Origin of the sequence: Pseudomonas fluorescens, from assembly GCF_902497995.1 — a bacterium.
In the GTDB taxonomy this organism is placed as follows: Bacteria; Pseudomonadota; Gammaproteobacteria; order Pseudomonadales; family Pseudomonadaceae; genus Aquipseudomonas; species Aquipseudomonas fluorescens_BK.
Window position 1 is genome coordinate 25,403 of the sequence record NZ_CABVII010000017.1, and the last position, 18,147, is coordinate 43,549.

The 18,147-nt window shown below is 57.9% G+C and carries 19 protein-coding genes; 11 read left to right on the forward strand and 8 right to left on the reverse strand.

Translation table 11 applies throughout. From position 1 onward, the window contains the following. Position 1: 1 nt before the first annotated feature. On the forward strand, positions 2-640 hold the full coding sequence (gene nth, locus F8N80_RS19720) for an endonuclease III (RefSeq protein ID WP_150745073.1): 639 nt from the start codon (positions 2-4) through the stop codon (positions 638-640). Positions 641-747: 107 nt separating this feature from the next. Further along, positions 748-927, forward strand: a complete 180-nt coding sequence (locus F8N80_RS19725; RefSeq protein WP_150745072.1) for a PA3496 family putative envelope integrity protein — start codon at positions 748-750, stop codon at positions 925-927. Between the two features lie 87 nt (positions 928-1,014). Here the strand turns inward: F8N80_RS19725 and F8N80_RS19730 are convergent, their stop codons facing one another. Continuing rightward, positions 1,015-1,641, reverse strand: a complete 627-nt coding sequence (locus F8N80_RS19730) for a response regulator transcription factor (RefSeq protein ID WP_150745071.1) — start codon at positions 1,639-1,641, stop codon at positions 1,015-1,017. Between the two features lie 497 nt (positions 1,642-2,138). On the opposite strand from F8N80_RS19730, the gene F8N80_RS19735 reads away from it, so the two are divergent. Beyond that, positions 2,139-2,837, forward strand: coding sequence for a hypothetical protein (locus F8N80_RS19735; RefSeq protein WP_150784529.1), 699 nt, complete (start codon positions 2,139-2,141; stop codon positions 2,835-2,837). A 148-nt stretch (positions 2,838-2,985) separates the two neighbouring features. Here the strand turns inward: F8N80_RS19735 and F8N80_RS19740 are convergent, their stop codons facing one another. Together F8N80_RS19740 and F8N80_RS19745 are read right to left on the reverse strand one after the other, a co-directional pair. Beyond that, complete coding sequence (locus tag F8N80_RS19740; RefSeq protein ID WP_007898502.1) at positions 2,986-4,203, reverse strand: argininosuccinate synthase; 1,218 nt, start codon at positions 4,201-4,203, stop codon at positions 2,986-2,988. A 129-nt stretch (positions 4,204-4,332) separates the two neighbouring features. Further along, on the reverse strand, positions 4,333-5,241 hold the full coding sequence (locus tag F8N80_RS19745; protein WP_150784530.1) for a flagellar protein MotY: 909 nt from the start codon (positions 5,239-5,241) through the stop codon (positions 4,333-4,335). A 159-nt stretch (positions 5,242-5,400) separates the two neighbouring features. Here F8N80_RS19745 and pyrC point away from each other — a divergent pair, with 159 nt between their 5' ends. After that, complete coding sequence (gene pyrC / locus F8N80_RS19750) at positions 5,401-6,447, forward strand: dihydroorotase (RefSeq protein WP_150745068.1); 1,047 nt, start codon at positions 5,401-5,403, stop codon at positions 6,445-6,447. Continuing rightward, positions 6,444-7,121: a ribonuclease T gene (gene rnt, locus F8N80_RS19755; protein WP_150745067.1), complete on the forward strand. Its 678-nt coding sequence runs from the start codon at positions 6,444-6,446 to the stop codon at positions 7,119-7,121. Before pyrC ends, rnt begins: the two co-directional genes overlap by 4 nt. Before the next feature lie 60 nt (positions 7,122-7,181). Here the strand turns inward: rnt and F8N80_RS19760 are convergent, their stop codons facing one another. Beyond that, entirely contained in the window at positions 7,182-7,784 is a 603-nt protein-coding gene (locus tag F8N80_RS19760; protein WP_064679479.1) for a peroxiredoxin, read from the reverse strand. A 312-nt stretch (positions 7,785-8,096) separates the two neighbouring features. Between F8N80_RS19760 and F8N80_RS19765 the strand changes: the two genes are divergently transcribed. Continuing rightward, on the forward strand, positions 8,097-8,315 hold the full coding sequence (locus F8N80_RS19765) for a bacterioferritin-associated ferredoxin (protein WP_150745097.1): 219 nt from the start codon (positions 8,097-8,099) through the stop codon (positions 8,313-8,315). Positions 8,316-8,513: 198 nt separating this feature from the next. Then, entirely contained in the window at positions 8,514-8,987 is a 474-nt protein-coding gene (bfr, locus tag F8N80_RS19770) for a bacterioferritin (RefSeq protein ID WP_064679481.1), read from the forward strand. A 177-nt stretch (positions 8,988-9,164) separates the two neighbouring features. Here bfr and grxD read toward each other — a convergent pair whose 3' ends face one another. The 3 genes from grxD to F8N80_RS19785 form a co-directional block, all read right to left on the reverse strand. Beyond that, complete coding sequence (gene grxD / locus F8N80_RS19775) at positions 9,165-9,506, reverse strand: Grx4 family monothiol glutaredoxin (protein WP_150745066.1); 342 nt, start codon at positions 9,504-9,506, stop codon at positions 9,165-9,167. A gap of 96 nt (positions 9,507-9,602) precedes the next feature. Then, complete coding sequence (locus tag F8N80_RS19780) at positions 9,603-11,708, reverse strand: molybdopterin oxidoreductase family protein (protein WP_150784531.1); 2,106 nt, start codon at positions 11,706-11,708, stop codon at positions 9,603-9,605. 134 nt (positions 11,709-11,842) lie between these two features. Further along, a complete protein-coding gene (locus F8N80_RS19785) occupies positions 11,843-12,133 on the reverse strand; it encodes a hypothetical protein (protein ID WP_150745064.1) in 291 nt (96 codons plus the stop codon). Between the two features lie 394 nt (positions 12,134-12,527). On the opposite strand from F8N80_RS19785, the gene argF reads away from it, so the two are divergent. Further along, positions 12,528-13,448, forward strand: a complete 921-nt coding sequence (gene argF, locus F8N80_RS19790; protein WP_150745063.1) for an ornithine carbamoyltransferase — start codon at positions 12,528-12,530, stop codon at positions 13,446-13,448. Continuing rightward, positions 13,445-14,554 (forward strand): ABC transporter ATP-binding protein, encoded by a 1,110-nt coding sequence (locus tag F8N80_RS19795; RefSeq protein WP_150784532.1) that lies wholly within the window; start codon positions 13,445-13,447, stop codon positions 14,552-14,554. The genes argF and F8N80_RS19795 overlap by 4 nt, the downstream gene beginning before the upstream one ends. Before the next feature lie 253 nt (positions 14,555-14,807). Here F8N80_RS19795 and ybaK read toward each other — a convergent pair whose 3' ends face one another. Next, a complete protein-coding gene (gene ybaK / locus F8N80_RS19800) occupies positions 14,808-15,278 on the reverse strand; it encodes a Cys-tRNA(Pro) deacylase (RefSeq protein WP_150745061.1) in 471 nt (156 codons plus the stop codon). A 368-nt stretch (positions 15,279-15,646) separates the two neighbouring features. Here ybaK and F8N80_RS19805 point away from each other — a divergent pair, with 368 nt between their 5' ends. Together F8N80_RS19805 and glpK are read left to right on the forward strand one after the other, a co-directional pair. Further along, positions 15,647-16,498 (forward strand): MIP/aquaporin family protein, encoded by an 852-nt coding sequence (locus F8N80_RS19805; RefSeq protein WP_150745060.1) that lies wholly within the window; start codon positions 15,647-15,649, stop codon positions 16,496-16,498. A 75-nt stretch (positions 16,499-16,573) separates the two neighbouring features. Beyond that, positions 16,574-18,079, forward strand: a complete 1,506-nt coding sequence (gene glpK, locus F8N80_RS19810; protein WP_150784533.1) for a glycerol kinase GlpK — start codon at positions 16,574-16,576, stop codon at positions 18,077-18,079. Positions 18,080-18,147 lie beyond the last annotated feature (68 nt).

Genomic DNA, 18,147 nt, shown 5'->3' on the forward strand with positions numbered 1-18,147 from the left:
CATGAATGCTGCAAAACGCCTGGAAATTTTCCGCAGGTTTCACGAAGACAACCCGGAACCGAAGACCGAACTGGCCTACTCGTCGCCGTTCGAATTACTGATCTCGGTGATTCTTTCGGCGCAGTCGACCGATGTCGGCGTCAACAAGGCCACTGCCAGACTCTATCCGATAGCCAATACGCCGGCCGCGATTCATGCCCTGGGCGTCGAGGGGTTGTCGGAGTACATCAAGACCATCGGCCTGTTCAACAGCAAAGCGAAAAACGTGATCGAGACCTGTCGTTTGCTGCTGGAGCGTCATGGAGGTGAAGTGCCGCAAACCCGCGAAGCGCTGGAAGCGCTACCCGGTGTCGGTCGCAAAACGGCCAACGTGGTGCTTAATACCGCATTCCGCCAGCTGACCATGGCCGTCGACACCCATATCTTCCGGGTCAGCAATCGTACCGGGATTGCGCCGGGCAAGAATGTGGTCGAGGTCGAAATGAAACTGATGAAGTTCGTGCCCAAGCAATACCTGCTCGATTCCCATCACTGGCTGATACTCCACGGGCGTTACGTCTGCCTGGCGCGCAAGCCCCGCTGTGGCAGTTGCCGGATTGAAGACCTGTGCGAATACAAGCACAAGACCTCGGACGATTGAGGCGCTATTAGGTTTTTTGATTTATCGATTGAAAAAATCTTTTTTACCCGCCGCAAGAATGTCGATATAAGGAGCGCCAAAGGCAGTCTTAGCCTGGAGTTGACCTTATGAGTACTGGCAACGAGCAATTGGACGTAGAAGACGACTTCACCCCCATTGAGGCTGATGACGCCGAACCTGTGGTTGAAGTGGCAAAGACCAACCTCAACAAACGCCGCACCATTGACAATATGCTGGAGGAGCGCCGACTGCAAAAGCAATTGGCCGATTATGATTTTGACCTATGACACCTCAAAAGCCTCCCGAAACGGAGGCTTTTTACTAAGTGCCGCCCCCTGATAAACGCCTAACGCCTATCGTCAACATTGCAGCCGTCACACCAGACCATTGCGTTGCGCCAATTCGATCAGATCGACCAGGGAACGGGCATTGAGCTTCAACAACAAGCGAGTCTTGTAAGTACTGACGGTTTTATTGCTGAGGAACATTCCGTCGGCAATCTCCTTGTTGGTCCTTCCCCGGGCCAATTGCTGCAACACCATCATTTCCCGCCCCGACAGACGATCCACCATATCGGATTCACTGGCATTGCCCAGACTGGAACGCACAGTGTGCAGGGCTTGATTCGGAAAATAACTGTAGCCTGACAACACCGCCTTTATTGCGCTGAGCAATTCAGTGAGGTCCTGTTGCTTGCAGACATATCCGGCCGCCCCCGACTGCATGCAACGCATGGAGAAATGACCAGGTGCCTGGGACGTCAGTATCAATACTTTTATTGGCATTGCTGCCGATGTCAGACGCGCAATGACTTCCAACCCATCAAGTTTCGGAATGCCAATGTCCAGAATGACAATATCGGGCATGAGTTCGCGGGCAAGTTGTAACGCATCCACGCCATTATCTGTTTCTGCAATGACTTCGTAGCCATGACGTTCCATCAGCATACGTACCGCGAGACGAATGACGGGGTGATCATCCACGATCAGCACTTTATTCATGGGCAAGTCCAATTTCGCTGTTCGAATTTTTAGAGCCCGCACAATAGCCTAGTCGTTTCACCCATGGCATGCCGCCCCCCCCGGCCACCCACAGCAAGAGACATTCCCTACGCACAACACAGATTATTCCTACAAAAATTCTTCGAATACACTGCATCAGAAAACGTATCAGACGCTCGACCTGCCATTCTACAAAAATTTTTTTGTATCGATTTGCAACCATAAAATAAACAAAAAAACTCAGAGACGGAAAATCCGCCATCTAATGACGCTTCAACTATCCTGGAAAGTAACCGATATTTTCCAAACCAGGATGCACATTAACAACTTCGCCCATTCCGCGTGCTCACACTCATACCGCCAAACGACAATCCATACCCTAATACAATGTAACCGGCATACCCGAAACACTAGCCAGCAGTTACCATCCCGAGTAGCAGACCAAAACCTCTCCCACAAACCCCCTGAGAAAAGACAAACTTCAATGAGAATAAAACATGGAAAACATAAAACAAAGAATCACCAACCCCATGACACTGATCGCGATATTCGCAACCCTGTCTGAAACTTCAGCAGCTATCTCCCTACCCTTCCTCGATGACGAAGACAGAGATATCTACGTCTGGTTCCTGATCAGCTTTCCTTTCTATCTGCTCTTTCTTTTCTTTGCCACACTCAACTTCAATTATCGGTCGCTTTATGCACCCTCCGATTTTGAAAAAGGCGAGCATTTCATAACAGCCATGAACAAGGCCGGGCGCCCGGGAAAGAGTGAATCCAGGTTGACACAAAAAAAATCGGCCCGAAGTCAATCGACGATCGATCGCGGATCCACACACACTCCCTGTTACGCACAGGACCCTCCCGGGACGGATCTGCAGACTGCGGCAGAGCACTACGTCCGCCTGCCGGAGCGACTCAAAGACCTGTACATCGTCGATATACGCGGGATGAGCCAAAAAATCGAGATGGGCGCCTCGCTGGAGAAGATTCAACAAGAACAGGGAAAAGCGGCCCACGCCATCGTGTTCATCACCTGTACTGAATCAGAGAGACTACTGAAGGAGAGCAGATTCAAACATGCAAAAAACACAAAGAAACACCGTGGTGCATCGCTCTATGCTGCTTACAATTTGAATTCAAATGACGTGACGGTCATTGATCAAACGCATCCATTGACGCAGGGCGGTCAATAGCGATTGAAGACCAGGTGGAGGCAGACAGGAAAGTCATCAGCACGCTGCACAGCAATGCCAGGCAGAACATCCCCCATTCAGATCCGTGGCCTTGTCGACGACAAGGCCACGGATTCAATTACGGCGTTGCACGACGCTCTCTGGCATCTCAGAAAAGCTTGCGGCCTTTGTTCGCCGCAATACGCATGCGCAAGGCATTGAGCTTGATGAAGCCCGCCGCATCGGCCTGGTTGTAGGCGCCGCCATCCTCCTCGAAGGTTGCGATGTTGGCGTCGAACAGCGATTCGTCGGACTTGCGGCCAGTGACGATCACGTTGCCCTTGTACAGCTTCAGGCGCACGACGCCGTTCACATGAGCCTGGGACGCATCGATCATCTGTTGCAGCATCAGACGCTCAGGGCTCCACCAGTAACCGGTGTAGATCAGGCTGGCGTATTTAGGCATCAGCTCATCCTTGAGGTGAGCCACTTCGCGGTCCAGGGTGATCGATTCGATCGCACGGTGGGCGCGCAGCATGATGGTGCCGCCAGGGGTTTCGTAGCAGCCACGGGACTTCATGCCGACGTAGCGGTTCTCGACGATGTCCAGACGACCGATACCGTGTTCGCCACCGATACGGTTCAGGGTCGCCAGTACGGTGGCCGGGGTCATTTCGACGCCGTCCAGCGCGACGATATCGCCGTTGCGGTAGGTCAGTTCCAGGTACTGCGCCTTGTCAGGAGCCTTCTCCGGGGAGACGGTCCATTTCCACATGTCTTCTTCGTGCTCGGTCCAGGTGTCTTCCAGCACGCCGCCTTCATAGGAGATGTGCAGCAGGTTGGCATCCATCGAGTACGGGGATTTTTTCTTGCCGTGACGCTCGATCGGGATATTGTGCTTTTCAGCGTAATCCATCAGCTTTTCACGGGACAGCAGGTCCCATTCGCGCCACGGAGCGATGACCTTCACGCCTGGCTTCAAGGCGTAGGCGCCCAGTTCGAAACGCACCTGGTCGTTACCCTTGCCGGTAGCGCCGTGGGAAATGGCGTCAGCGCCGGTTTCGTTGGCAATTTCGATCAGGCGCTTGGCGATCAACGGACGAGCGATGGAAGTACCCAGCAGGTACTCGCCTTCATAAACGGTGTTGGCGCGAAACATCGGGAACACGAAATCACGCACGAATTCTTCGCGCAGATCGTCGATGTAGATTTCTTTTACGCCCATGGCCTGAGCCTTGGCGCGGGCCGGTTCGACCTCTTCGCCCTGACCCAGGTCAGCGGTGAAGGTCACGACTTCACAGTTATAAGTATCCTGCAGCCACTTGAGGATCACCGAAGTGTCCAGGCCGCCGGAATACGCCAGAACGACCTTGTTTACGTCCGCCATGCCATCACTCCACGGGGTTCTACGGAAAGCCGTCAAGTCTACCGGTCATGCAGAATAATTTACAGAGGCGCGACAGCTTATGACGACGAAGCGACAGATTATGTCGAGCACGCGACGATTACAGCGCATTCAGAACGTCGATGCTGCGCTCGCCGACGCCGTGGCGCGAGGGGGCGGTTGTTCGGTCGGCGCCACCCGCGCGAGATGTACATTGACCCGACGGTTCTTCGCCCGGTTGGCGGCAGTGATGTTGGGCACCAACGGATAACGTTCACCGTGGAAGCGCACGGTGATCTGCGACGCCTGGACACCGTTGGCCTTGAAGAACTCCATGACCGCCAGGGCCCGGCGCCGCGACAGCTCCCGGTTGGTCAGGCGGTTGCCGCTGTTGTCGGAGTGACCATCGAGCTCGATGTGATTGACCGTCGGGTCGGCCTTCATGAACTCGAGCATCACTTGCAATTGTGCCTTGGCCTGCGCGTCGAGATCGATGCCTTCGCCGGGGAAGCCGATCCGGGACTGTTTGACCTGTTCGAAACTCTTCGGCAGCAGCTTCGCTACACAGGCCTGATAGGCGTTGAAGGCCTTGCTGAACCTGACCGGCAACAGACGCACTTCCGATACCCGGCCATCGCCCGAATAATGCCGCACCACCGGACTGCGGCCGTCCATCAAGCCACTGATCAAGCGCCCGGCCTGTACTGGCGAGCTGTTGAACAGCACATTACCGCTACCGATTTGCACGGCACCGAGGTTGATGTCGCCCCGCCCCGGCTGCCATGGCGCCGCAGCCGCCAGCAAGGTCGCCGAACCGCCGCCGATCATCGCGTTATAAACCTTCAGCCGAAACGTCGCCTGCTCACCGGCGCGGCGCACGAACTCACCCGAGCCAAAATCGGTTATCGGCTGAATCAGGCGGCATTCGACCGTGTCACCTTCGACCGTCCACTCGATGCTCTCCAGGCGGGTCTGGAAAGTGAGCGCCATCGCAGGAAGGCTGGCAAACACACTGAGCAGGGCTAAATAACGCTGGCGCACGGGAGGCTCCACTGGCTTCTACAACAAAAAGACCGACACACATAGGTTCACGGCATACCTGTTGGATATCGGAAGCTTCCCGCAAAACTTGATAGCGAGTGCCTGGAGGAGTCTTTTCCGGTAGCATTCCCCTGAGTTTGACCCGCCTGGAATCCCCTCATGTCCGACCGCCTGACCCTGCTGCGTCCCGACGACTGGCATATACATCTTCGCGATGGTGCCGTGTTGACCAATACCGTTGCGGATGTCGCGCGCACCTTTGGTCGCGCCATCATCATGCCCAACCTGGTACCTCCGGTGCGCAACGCCGCTGAAGCCGACGGCTATCGCCAGCGGATTCTCGCTGCACGCCCGGCCGGCAGTCGTTTCGAACCCTTGATGGTGCTGTACCTGACCGACCGTACCCAACCCGAAGAAATTCGCGAGGCCAAGGCCAGCGGTTTCATTCACGCCGCCAAGCTGTACCCGGCCGGCGCGACCACCAATTCGGACTCTGGCGTCACCAGCATCGACAAGATTTTCCCTGCCCTGGAGGCCATGGCCGAAGTCGGGATGCCCCTGCTGGTCCACGGTGAAGTCACCCGTGGCGATGTCGACGTGTTCGATCGCGAAAAAATCTTCATCGATGAGCACATGCGTCGTGTGGTCGAGCGTTTCCCAACGCTCAAAGTGGTGTTCGAACACATCACCACCACAGATGCCGTGCAGTTCGTCAATGAGGCCTCGGCCAACGTCGGCGCGACCATTACCGCCCATCACCTGCTGTACAACCGCAACCATATGTTGGTGGGCGGGATTCGGCCGCACTTCTACTGCCTGCCGATTCTCAAGCGCAATACGCACCAGGAAGCGCTGCTCGACGCCGCCACCAGCGGTAGCGACAAGTTCTTCCTCGGCACCGACTCGGCGCCCCATGCCCAGCACGCCAAGGAAGCCGCCTGTGGCTGTGCGGGTTGCTACACCGCCTATGCCGCGATCGAGATGTACGCCGAAGCCTTCGAACAGCGCAACGCGCTGGACAAGCTCGAAGCCTTCGCCAGCCTCAACGGCCCGCGTTTCTACGGCCTGCCGGTGAACACCGATCGCATCACCCTGGTCCGCGAAGAGTGGACCGCCCCGACCAGCCTGCCATTTGGCGAGCTGACTGTAATCCCGCTGCGCGCCGGTGAAAAACTGCGCTGGCGCCTGCTGGAGGAACACGCGTGAGTGAAGACCATTTCGACGACGAACAGGACGGTCAAGGCGGCGGAGGTGGTCCGCGCCACCCGATGGCTGAGCGCTTCCGTGGATACCTGCCCGTTGTTGTCGACGTTGAAACCGGGGGTTTCAACTCTGCCACTGACGCCTTGTTGGAAATTGCCGCTACCACCATCGCCATGGATGAAAAAGGCTTTGTGTACGCCGATCACACCTACTTCTTCCGCGTCGAGCCGTTTGAAGGCGCGAACATCGAAGCCGCCGCGCTGGAATTCACCGGGATCAAGCTCGATCACCCGCTGCGCATGGCCGTGAGTGAAGAAGCGGCGCTGACCGATATCTTCCGCGGCATCCGCAAGGCCCTGAAGGCCAACGGTTGCAAGCGGGCGATCCTGGTCGGGCACAACAGCAGCTTCGATCTGGGCTTCCTCAACGCGGCGGTTGCGCGCCTGGACATGAAGCGCAACCCGTTTCATCCGTTCTCCAGCTTCGACACCGCAACGCTTGCAGGCCTGGCTTACGGTCAAACCGTACTGGCCAAGGCCTGCCAGGCCGCCGATATCGACTTCGACGGTCGCGAGGCGCACTCGGCTCGTTATGACACCGAGAAGACGGCCGAGCTGTTCTGCGGCATCGTCAACCGCTGGAAACAGATGGGCGGCTGGGAAGACTACAACGACTAACCGCAACGCCCATAAAAAAACCGGCCTCCAGGGCCGGTTTTTTTATGCCTCGAACATGCCTTACAGCGCAGCAGCGTTCTCGGTCAGGTAAGCCGCGACACCTTCGGTCGAAGCGGTCATGCCTTTGTCGCCTTTTTTCCAGTTGGCAGGGCAAACTTCGCCGTGCTCTTCGTGGAATTGCAGAGCGTCGACCAGGCGGATCAGCTCTTCGATGTTACGGCCCAGCGGCAGGTCGTTGATGATCTGCGAGCGGACAACGCCTTTGTCGTCGATCAGGAACGCGCCACGGAAAGCCACGCCGCCTTCGGACTCAACGTCGTAGGCCTTGGCGATTTCGTGCTTCAGGTCGGCCGCCATGGTGTAACGGACTTCGCCGATACCACCATTGTTGACCGGGGTGTTGCGCCAGGCGTTGTGAGTGAAGTGCGAGTCGATCGAAACGGCGATCACTTCAACGTTGCGTGCCTTGAAGTCGGACATGCGGTTGTCCAGAGCAATCAGCTCGGACGGGCAAACGAAGGTGAAGTCCAGTGGGTAGAAGAACACCAGGCCGTATTTGCCTTTGATGGCCGACGACAGGGTAAAGCTGTCTACGATTTCGCCATTGCCGAGTACGGCCGGTACGGTGAAGTCAGGGGCTTGCTTGCCTACGAGTACGCTCATTGGATATCTCCTGGTGTAAAAACGTGAAGTTCCGGGTTTGCGCCAGCCTGCCACCTTCAGGCGACAGCCCTGTGACACGAACCCGCTTCATAAGGACCGGCCATCATACACTGCGTTTTTGAGCTGTCCTTAACGGTTTTTCGCAGACAGGTTAAAATGCTTCCCGGCGCTTACTGGCACATTGCTGGGAAAAAACCGTTCGTCGGTCGCGCCCCCTTATAACGCGAAGCTGTCAGAAACCACTTTGACAATCATTCTCGTTAACATTAAGATCCATCGCAATTGAGTCACAACCAGCGACGGTTTTCACTTATGTATGTCTGCCTCTGCACTGGCGTCACCGACGGCCAAATCCGCGAAGCAATCTATGAAGGATGCTGCAGCTACAAGGAAGTCCGCCAGGCTACCGGCGTTGCCAGTCAATGCGGTAAATGCGCCTGCCTTGCCAAGGAAGTGGTGCGCGAAACCCTGACCAAAATACAATCGGCCCAGGCTGCGATTCCCTTTCCTGTAGAATTTACCGCTGCATAAATACCGTATTTCAAAGAACCGGACTGATGTCCGGTTTTTTTATGCCTGAAAATCAATCGGTTACGCTCTAGACGCGGAACACAAACATTCTTATTCCGATTAATTTTCACTTAAGTTTCAATAACTTAGGTTTGACACTCTTAATTATGCGGCTCAAACTCTGCCTTATAGACAGCTAATACAGGGCAGGACCCCATCATGAAAGGCGACATTACAGTCATCCAGCATCTCAACAAAATCCTTGCCAATGAGCTGGTCGCGATCAATCAATACTTTCTGCATGCGCGCATGTACGAAGATTGGGGTCTGAACAAGCTCGGCAAGCACGAATACCACGAATCCATCGACGAGATGAAACACGCGGACAAGCTGATCAAGCGCATCCTGTTCCTCGAAGGCCTGCCGAACGTCCAGGACCTGGGCAAGCTGCAGATCGGCGAACACACCCAGGAAATGCTTGAGTGCGACCTGCGTATCGAAAAAACCGGTCATGCCGATCTCAAGGTGGCGATCGCACATTGCGAAACCGTTGGCGACTTCGGTAGCCGTGAATTGCTCGAAGACATCCTTGAGTCCGAAGAAGAACATATCGACTGGCTGGAAACCCAACTGGGCCTGATCGATAAAGTCGGTCTTGAGAACTATCTGCAATCGCAGATGGGCGAAGAGTAAATCAGCGCTCGCTGAACCCAAGCCGATAAAAAGCCCCGCTCTCTTTTAAAGAAGCGGGGCTTTTTTATGTGCGTTCCCGTAGGAGCGAGGCTTGCCCGCGAAAAACGATAACGCGGTGTTACTGATAAATCGCGTCATCGTTCTTCGCGGGCAAGCCTCGCTCCTACAGGTATCGGATCAGGCTTCGGACTTGTTGGCAGCAGCCGCTTCGACAGCGGCCTTGATCGTGGCCTGCAGCGAACCATCGGCCGACATTTCAGTCATGATGTCGCTACCGCCGACCAGCTCACCACCGACCCACAATTGCGGGAAGGTTGGCCAGTTGGCGTACTTTGGCAGGTTGGCGCGGATTTCCGGGTTCTGCAGGATGTCCACATAAGCAAACTTTTCACCACATGCCATCACGGCCTGCGCGGCTTTCGCGGAGAAGCCACACTGCGGGGCATTTGGCGAACCTTTCATGTAAAGCAGAATGGTGTTGTTAGCAATCTGCTCTTTAATCGTTTCGATGATATCCATGGAGCACCTCGGCTGAACTTTCCGACTCAAGGGTCGGCACGGTAGCGCATTGTAACGGAAACCCGAGCGCCATGCTCGGCCTCCCCACAGACTTGATCAAGCCGCCGCCACGGTGACTGGTACACCGTTCAACGCCGCATTGCCCGACAACTCATCGAGCTGACATTCATCCGTCAGGTCGTTGGCACTGGCGCCTGGCTGGCCACTGGCAATCGTCATCTGCACGCCTGGCCGCGCATGGCCCCAACCGTGAGGAAGGCTGACCACGCCTTTCATCATTTCCAGGCTGGCGAGCACTTCAACTTCGATGACACCGACCCGCGAACTGACCCGCACTCGCTGCCCGTCGTCGAGCCCACGACTGGCCAGATCGTCCGGGTGCATCAGCAATTGATGGCGCGGCTTGCCCTTCACCAGACGGTGATAGTTATGCATCCACGAGTTGTTGCTACGTACATGACGGCGGCCGATCATCAGCAACTCATCCAGGGCCGGAGCCCGCAAGGCGGCGAAACGCGCCAGGTCGGCAAGGATCGCCGCCGGTGCGGCCTGAACTCGGTGGTTGGCGGTTGTCAGACGTGGAGCCAGGTTGGATTTCAACGCCCCGAGATCGACACCATGGGGGTGATCGAACAAAGTCGCCAGCGACAGCTTGTGCTGCGAAGCATCGCCATACAGCCCCGCCCGCAAGCCGCTATCGATCATCTGCGCCGGCGGGACCGTCGGCTTCAATTCCTTGCCGGTCTTCAGGGCAAAGGCCTTGGCCAGCCCCACGAAAATTTCCCAGTCATGCAACGCACCTTCCGGCTTGGCCAGAATCGCGCGGTTGAAGCGCGTCACGTTACGTACCGCGAACATATTGAAGGTGGTGTCGTAGTGATCGTTTTCCAGCGCCGCGGTCGACGGCAGGATCAGGTCGGCATAACGCGTGGTTTCATTGATGTACAGGTCGACGCTGACCATGAACTCCAACCCGTCCAGCGCCTGTTCCAGTTGCCGGCCATTGGGGGTGGAGAGCACCGGATTGCCCGCCACGGTGATCAGTGCCCGAACCTGCCCTTCCCCTTCTGTGAGCATCTCTTCGGCCAGCGCCGACACCGGCAGTTCGCCAGCGTATTCGGGACGCCCGGACACCCGGCTCTGCCACAGATTGAAGTGCCCGCCCGAAGTCGAGGCCACCAGGTCCACAGCAGGTTCGGTGCACAGCGCCCCGCCCACGCGATCGAGGTTGCCGGTAACCAGATTGATCAGTTGCATCACCCAATGGCACAAGGTGCCGAACGCCTGGGTCGAAACGCCCATGCGCCCATAGCAAACCGCTGTCGGGGCGGTCGCGAAGTCGCGCGCCAATTGGCGGATCCGTTCGGCCGGCACGGCACACAGCGGGCTCATGGCCTCGGCAGTGAAACTCGCGACGGCGGCACGGGCTTCATCCAGACCGTCCACCGGCAAATGACTGCCTGTGGTCAGCCCTTCGGCGAACAGGGTATTGAGTAGCCCGAACAACAAGGCCGCATCGCCACCCGGACGCACGAACAGATGCTGATCGGCCATCGCCGCCGTTTCGCTGCGGCGCGGATCGACCACCACCACTTTGCCGCCCCGGGCCTGAATGGCCTTCAGGCGCTTTTCCACGTCCGGCACGGTCATGATGCTGCCATTGGACGCCAGCGGATTGCCGCCCAGGATCAGCATGAAATCGGTGTGATCGATGTCCGGGATCGGCAACAGCAAGCCGTGGCCGTACATCAGATGGCTGGTCAGGTGATGGGGCAACTGGTCGACCGATGTCGCGGAAAACCGGTTGCGGGTTTTCAGCAGGCCGAGAAAGTAGTTGCTGTGGGTCATCAGCCCGTAGTTGTGCACGCTGGGATTGCCTTGATAGACCGCCACCGCGTTCTGCCCGTGACGCTCCTGAATCGCCGCCAGGCGTTCGGCGACCAGGCTGAAGGCGTCTTCCCACTCGATAGGCAGCCATTCACAGCCAACCCGCCGCATCGGCTGCCGCAGGCGATCCGGATCATTCTGAATATCCTGCAGCGCAACGGCCTTGGGACAGATATGCCCGCGGCTGAACGTATCCTGGGCATCACCCTTGATCGAGGTGATCTGCACGCGGCCTTCGGCCTCGGTGGTTTCGATGGTCAGGCCGCAGATGGCTTCACACAGGTGGCAGGCACGGTGATGGAGAGTCTTGGTCATGGCCAGTCTCTGTCTTGTTCTGGGCGGGCAATGTCGGCCGCGGGAACAAAACTATGGCGCGTGACCCGGCGTCGCGCCAGCGACGTGCGTCTTGTGAATCGGCGACCATCAGGCCGGCCGATGGCGTTTGTGGATCAGTTCGGCGGCAGGTTCGCCGGCGCCTGCAACTGGATCTCCTGAACGGTTTCAACCTGTTCCTGGGCGAGATGCACGCCAGTGAGTTCGCCGATCAGTCGCCAGTGCTCGTCGAGACCGGTGCTGATGGTCGCCATGCGGTCGATCATCCGCCGGCCAGCAGTCTTGGTAACCTCGTCGTTACTGCGCATCAGCTCGAAGGACATCGAGGTCATGGATGCGGTGAGATGGGTCAGAGAGCGGGCCGTGAGGCTGAGTAATTCCATTAACTGCTGTTCTTTCGATTCCATTCCAAAAGTTTCCTGCGTCGCTTGAGCCTTTAGTTATAACCCAGCCCCCTGCTTTATCAAATGTTTCAGACCTCCATCGCCCCGAATGGCAGGCCGCAAACCGACCGTCGCCATGTCATCCCCACCCGTTTTATTGCAAAGCCCTGGGGGCCCGGTGTACAAATGACGGGCTGCTGTCAGGAAACAGACTTCAAAAGCGCTACTGCGGTCACCCCATAGCCCCTCTGAAATCCCCTAAAAACCGTAGCCCTATTGGTAAGACGCGACATTTAATTATAAGATCGCGCCTTCCCCTATTTCGTCGCCCCGTGCGGCTTACGCCGCAGGTCTCGCCCGTTTTTCAGTTAAACAAGGCTTTGAGTATCTGCGGTCTGTTGCAAAAAGGTAGTCAATGATGAGCGCAAGGCACTTTCTCTCACTGATGGATTGCACGCCCGAAGAGCTGGTCAGCGTGATCCGTCGAGGCGTTGAGCTCAAAGACCTGCGTAACCGCGGCGTACTGTTCGAGCCTCTGAAAAACCGCGTGCTCGGGATGATTTTCGAGAAGTCCTCGACCCGTACCCGTATTTCGTTCGAAGCCGGCATGATCCAGCTCGGAGGCCAGGCAATCTTCCTTTCGCCGCGTGACACGCAACTGGGCCGTGGCGAGCCGATCGGCGACTGCGCCATCGTGATGTCGAGCATGCTCGATGCCGTGATGATCCGTACCTTTGCCCACAGCACCCTGACCGAATTCGCCGCCAACTCCCGCGTGCCGGTGATCAACGGCCTGTCCGACGACCTGCACCCCTGCCAGTTGCTGGCCGACATGCAGACGTTCCTCGAGCACCGCGGCTCGATCCAGGGCAAGACCGTGGCCTGGATCGGCGACGGCAATAACATGTGCAACAGCTATATAGAAGCGGCGATCCAGTTCGACTTCCAGTTGCGAGTCGCGTGCCCGGAGGGTTTTGAGCCCAATCCGGAATTCGTGGCCAAGGCCGGCGATCGGGTGACCATCGTCCGCGATCCGAAGGATGCCGTGCGCGGCGCCCATCTGGTGAGCACCGATGTCTGGACCTCCATGGGCCAGGAAGAAGAAACCGCGAAGCGCCTGAAGCTGTTCGCGCCGTTCCAGGTCAATCGGGCCCTGCTCGATCTGGCCGCGCAAGATGTGTTGTTCATGCATTGCCTGCCTGCCCACCGCGGCGAGGAAATCAGCCTCGACCTGCTGGACGACAAACGCTCCGTCGCCTGGGATCAAGCGGAGAACCGGCTTCACGCACAAAAGGCCCTGCTCGAGTTTCTGGTCCCACCTTCGTATCACCACGCATGAGCCATCCATTACTGCTTAACCTGCGCAACCTCGCTTGCGGCTATCAAGACCAGCGGGTGGTACAGAACCTCAACCTGCATTTGAATGCCGGCGATATCGGTTGCCTGCTGGGCTCTTCGGGCTGCGGCAAGACCACCACCCTGCGGGCGATTGCCGGTTTCGAACCGGTGCACGAAGGTGAAATCCAGCTGGCCGGGGAAACAATCTCCCGCGCCGGCTTCACCCTCGCTCCGGAGAAACGCCGGATCGGCATGGTGTTCCAGGACTATGCGCTGTTCCCGCATTTGAGCGTGGCCGAGAACATCGCCTTCGGGATCCGCAAACACCCGAAAAAGGATCGTGTCATCGAAGAGCTGCTGGAACTGGTCAACCTGAAAAACCTCGGCAAGCGCTTCCCCCATGAGCTGTCCGGTGGCCAGCAGCAGCGTGTCGCCCTGGCCCGGGCCTTGGCGCCGGAGCCGCAACTGCTGCTGCTCGACGAACCCTTCTCCAACCTCGATGGCGAGCTGCGACGCAAGCTCAGCCACGAGGTGCGCGACATCCTCAAGACCCGTGGCACCAGCGCGATTCTGGTGACCCATGACCAGGAAGAAGCCTTCGCGGTGAGCGACCATGTGGGGGTTTTCAAGGAAGGTCGCCTGGAACAGTGGGACACGCCCTACAACCTGTATCACGAACCGCTCACGCCTTTTGTGGCCAGTTTCATCGGCCAGGGTTACTTCATTCGCGGTCAGTTGAACAGCCCGGAGTCAGTACAGACCGAGCTGGGCGAGTTGCGCGGCAACCGGGCGTACACCTGGCCGATCGGTGGTGCAGTGGACGTGCTGCTGCGTCCGGATGACATCGTTTATGCGCCGGACAACGGTTTGAAGGCGAAGATTGTCGGCAAGTCTTTCCAGGGGGCGTCGACCTTGTATCGCTTGCAGATGCCGACTGGCGCGCAGCTGGAGTCGATTTTCCCGAGCCATGCCGATCATCAGGTGGGGGCAGAGGTCGGCATTCGTGTTGCGGCTGAACACCTGGTGCTGTTCCAGGCATCGGGCAGCACGGCGGCGCAGATGCCGGCCAGCGAATCCGGTGTCCGCCGGCACAGCATTGCCAGCTGACAAACACGGACCAAATGTGGGAGCGGGCTTGCTCGCGAAGGCTGACTGTCAGTCGATATCATCATTGACTGACCGTCCACTATCGCGAGCAAGCTCGCTCCCACAGTAGGTTTCGGTCAACCGAGCATCTGCGTTCCGCTCGCAACGAGCGTCGCATCCCCGCCAATCATCACCCCCCCCCCGCCTAGCCTCACCCGATCCCCTTCCAGCCCGCATATCAACTCTTCGCCCCACACCGAACACTGATAAGCCGTCACGCGCGACCGATATCGGCGAACTTCGCCTGGGTGTGTTCGGCCAGCACGGCAGGTGCCAATTCGACTTCCAGGCCGCGACGACCGGCACTGACAAAAATGCTGGAAAAGGGCTGAGCCGAATTGTCGATAAAGGTGCGCAGGCGTTTTTTCTGCCCCAGCGGACTGATGCCGCCCAACAGGTAACCGGTGGATCGCTGCGCAGCGGCCGGGTCGGCCATTTCGACTTTTTTCACCCCTGCTGCATGCGCCAGGCCCTTTAAATCAAGACTTCCGACGACCGGCACCACGGCCACCAGCAATTCACCTTTTTCGCTGGCCGCGAGCAAGGTCTTGAACACTTGTGCCGGGTCCAATCCGAGTTTCTCCGCCGCCTCCAGTCCGTAGGACGCTGCCTTGGGATCATGTTCGTAACTGTGCACACGATGTTCGGCACGAACTTTTTTCAACAAATCCAATGCGGGGGTCATGGCAGCTCCAGGCTTGGCGATAGATCAAAAATACTGCGCTGGATTCTAGGACATTGATCGACAAATGGCTCTATTGCGGTGCTGTTTCCCTGGCTTGGCGGGCCCTTTGCCGTTCGTCCGTGGTTAGCCTGCCGCGTGAACGATGTGGTCATTCATGTGACTAACAGTTCGATTGTGACTGACGGTTCACTTTCGACCTTTGACAGCAGCGTTTCTTGTCTATATTTTTTCGAATCTGAATACTGCACGAATGTCTCACAGCAGCACCCAGCAGCAGGCCGAGAACAGGATGGGGATCCTGTCTCGGTGAAAATCGCGCTTTGACCAAGATGAAGAGCGCCCGACAACAACAATAAACGAGGTTTTCAATGACAACTGCTTTACAACAACCGTCGCTCTCGAGCCAATGCATGGCCGAGTTTCTGGGTACTGCGCTACTGATCTTCTTTGGTACGGGTTGTGTTGCCGCGCTCAAAGTCGCGGGTGCCAGCTTTGGCCTTTGGGAAATCAGCATCATCTGGGGTATCGGCGTGAGCATGGCGATCTACATGACCGCCGGTGTTTCCGGGGCCCACCTCAATCCTGCCGTCAGCATTGCCCTGAGCATTTTCGCTGACTTCGAAAAGCGCAAACTGCCTTTCTACATTCTCGCCCAGATAGCGGGTGCCTTCTGTGGAGCGTTGTTGGTTTACACGCTGTACAGCAATTTATTCTTCGATTACGAACAAACCCAGCAGATGGTTCGTGGCACTCAGGCCAGCCTCGAATTGGCGTCGGTGTTCTCCACCTTCCCCAACCCGGTCTTGTCCACCGCCCAGGCCTTCCTGGTTGAAGTCATCATCACCGCCATCCTGATGGGCGTGATCATGTCCCTGACCGACGACAACAACGGCCTGCCAAAGGGCCCGATGGCGCCATTGCTGATCGGCCTGCTGATTGCCGTGATCGGCAGCTCGATGGGCCCGCTGACCGGATTCGCGATGAACCCGGCCCGTGACTTCGGCCCCAAACTGATGACTTTCTTCGCGGGCTGGGGTGAAATTTCCCTCACCGGCGGGCGCGATATCCCGTATTTCCTGATTCCGATTTTTGCACCGATTGTCGGTGCCTGCCTCGGTGCTGGTGCCTATCGCGGGCTGATTGCCCGTCATCTGCCCAGCCCCATACCCGCTACTACGGACGCCGCACCGGCCATTGACGGCAAACCACGAACCTCTTGATGGCGTTGGCGTGCGATCCTGCCCATTCGATCCCGCGCCTGACCCCAACCCCTTATTTCGTCCAAGGCAATCGACATGACCGACATTCAGAACAAGAACTACATCATTGCCCTCGATCAGGGTACGACCAGCTCCCGCGCGATCATTTTCGACCGTGACGCGAATGTGGTCTGCACCGCACAGCGCGAATTCGTCCAGCATTACCCGCAAGCCGGCTGGGTCGAACATGACCCGATGGAAATCTTCGCCACCCAAAGCGCGGTGATGGTCGAGGCCCTGGCTCAAGCCGGCCTGCATCACGACCAGGTGGCGGCCATCGGCATCACCAACCAGCGCGAGACCACCGTGGTCTGGGACAAGGTCACCGGCCGCCCGATCTACAACGCGATCGTCTGGCAGTGCCGGCGCAGCACCGAGATCTGCCAGCAGCTCAAGCGCGATGGTCATGAGCAGTACATCAGCGACACCACCGGCCTGGTCACTGACCCGTACTTCTCCGGCACCAAGCTCAAGTGGATCCTCGATAACGTCGAAGGCAGCCGCGAGCGTGCACGCAAGGGCGAACTGCTGTTCGGTACCGTCGACAGCTGGCTGATCTGGAAATTTACCGGTGGCAAGGTGCACGTCACCGACTACACCAACGCTTCGCGCACCCTGCTCTTCAACATCCACACCCTGGAGTGGGACGCGAAGATGCTGGAGGTGCTGGATATCCCGCGCGAGATGCTGCCGCAAGTCAAATCTTCGTCAGAAATCTACGGCCACACCAAAAGCGGCATCGCCATCGGCGGTATCGCTGGCGACCAGCAGGCGGCGCTGTTCGGCCAGATGTGCGTCGAGCCGGGCCAGGCGAAGAATACCTACGGCACCGGCTGCTTCCTGCTGATGAACACCGGCGACAAAGCCGTGAAGTCCAGGCACGGCATGTTGACCACCATCGCTTGCGGCCCGCGGGGTGAAGTGGCTTACGCGCTGGAAGGTGCCGTGTTCAACGGCGGCTCTACTGTTCAGTGGCTGCGTGATGAACTGAAGATCATCAACGATGCCCACGACACCGAATACTTCGCCAACAAGGTCAAGGACAGCAACGGCGTGTATCTGGTGCCCGCCTTTACCGGCTTGGGCGCACCGTATTGGGACCCGTATGCCCGCGGCGCATTGTTCGGCCTGACCCGCGGCGTGCGCGTGGACCACATCATTCGTGCCGCACTGGAATCGATCGCCTACCAGACCCGCGACGTACTCGACGCCATGCAACAGGACTCCGGCGAACGCCTCAAGTCCTTGCGCGTGGATGGCGGTGCGGTGGCGAACAACTTCCTGATGCAGTTCCAGGCCGACATCCTCGGCACTCGGGTCGAGCGTCCGCAAATGCGCGAAACCACGGCACTGGGCGCGGCTTACCTGGCCGGCCTGGCATGCGGCTTCTGGGGTAGCCTGGACGAGTTGCGCGGCAAGGCGGTGATCGAGCGCGAATTCGAACCGACCCTGGACGAAACGGCAAAGGAAAAACTCTACGCCGGCTGGAAAAAAGCGGTCAGCCGCACCCGCGATTGGGAACCACACGAAGGAGCTGAATAAGCCAAGGACCGGACTCGTATCCGGTTGTAACTGGTCGGGAGCAGATTCCTCCGGCATCATGGGCAAAT

Excerpts from the sequence above, each read along its gene's own strand:
- nth (WP_150745073.1), top strand. The coding sequence starts at position 2 with ATGAATGCTGCAAAACGCCTGGAAATTTTCCGCAGGTTTCACGAAGAC.
- F8N80_RS19725 (WP_150745072.1), top strand. The coding sequence starts at position 748 with ATGAGTACTGGCAACGAGCAATTGGACGTAGAAGACGACTTCACCCCC.
- F8N80_RS19730 (WP_150745071.1), bottom strand. The coding sequence starts at position 1,641 with ATGAATAAAGTGCTGATCGTGGATGATCACCCCGTCATTCGTCTCGCG.
- F8N80_RS19735 (WP_150784529.1), top strand. The coding sequence starts at position 2,139 with ATGGAAAACATAAAACAAAGAATCACCAACCCCATGACACTGATCGCG.
- F8N80_RS19740 (WP_007898502.1), bottom strand. The coding sequence starts at position 4,203 with ATGGCGGACGTAAACAAGGTCGTTCTGGCGTATTCCGGCGGCCTGGAC.
- pyrC (WP_150745068.1), top strand. The coding sequence starts at position 5,401 with ATGTCCGACCGCCTGACCCTGCTGCGTCCCGACGACTGGCATATACAT.
- F8N80_RS19760 (WP_064679479.1), bottom strand. The coding sequence starts at position 7,784 with ATGAGCGTACTCGTAGGCAAGCAAGCCCCTGACTTCACCGTACCGGCC.
- F8N80_RS19765 (WP_150745097.1), top strand. The coding sequence starts at position 8,097 with ATGTATGTCTGCCTCTGCACTGGCGTCACCGACGGCCAAATCCGCGAA.
- bfr (WP_064679481.1), top strand. The coding sequence starts at position 8,514 with ATGAAAGGCGACATTACAGTCATCCAGCATCTCAACAAAATCCTTGCC.
- grxD (WP_150745066.1), bottom strand. The coding sequence starts at position 9,506 with ATGGATATCATCGAAACGATTAAAGAGCAGATTGCTAACAACACCATT.
- F8N80_RS19780 (WP_150784531.1), bottom strand. The coding sequence starts at position 11,708 with ATGACCAAGACTCTCCATCACCGTGCCTGCCACCTGTGTGAAGCCATC.
- F8N80_RS19785 (WP_150745064.1), bottom strand. The coding sequence starts at position 12,133 with ATGGAATCGAAAGAACAGCAGTTAATGGAATTACTCAGCCTCACGGCC.
- argF (WP_150745063.1), top strand. The coding sequence starts at position 12,528 with ATGAGCGCAAGGCACTTTCTCTCACTGATGGATTGCACGCCCGAAGAG.
- F8N80_RS19795 (WP_150784532.1), top strand. The coding sequence starts at position 13,445 with ATGAGCCATCCATTACTGCTTAACCTGCGCAACCTCGCTTGCGGCTAT.
- ybaK (WP_150745061.1), bottom strand. The coding sequence starts at position 15,278 with ATGACCCCCGCATTGGATTTGTTGAAAAAAGTTCGTGCCGAACATCGT.
- F8N80_RS19805 (WP_150745060.1), top strand. The coding sequence starts at position 15,647 with ATGACAACTGCTTTACAACAACCGTCGCTCTCGAGCCAATGCATGGCC.
- glpK (WP_150784533.1), top strand. The coding sequence starts at position 16,574 with ATGACCGACATTCAGAACAAGAACTACATCATTGCCCTCGATCAGGGT.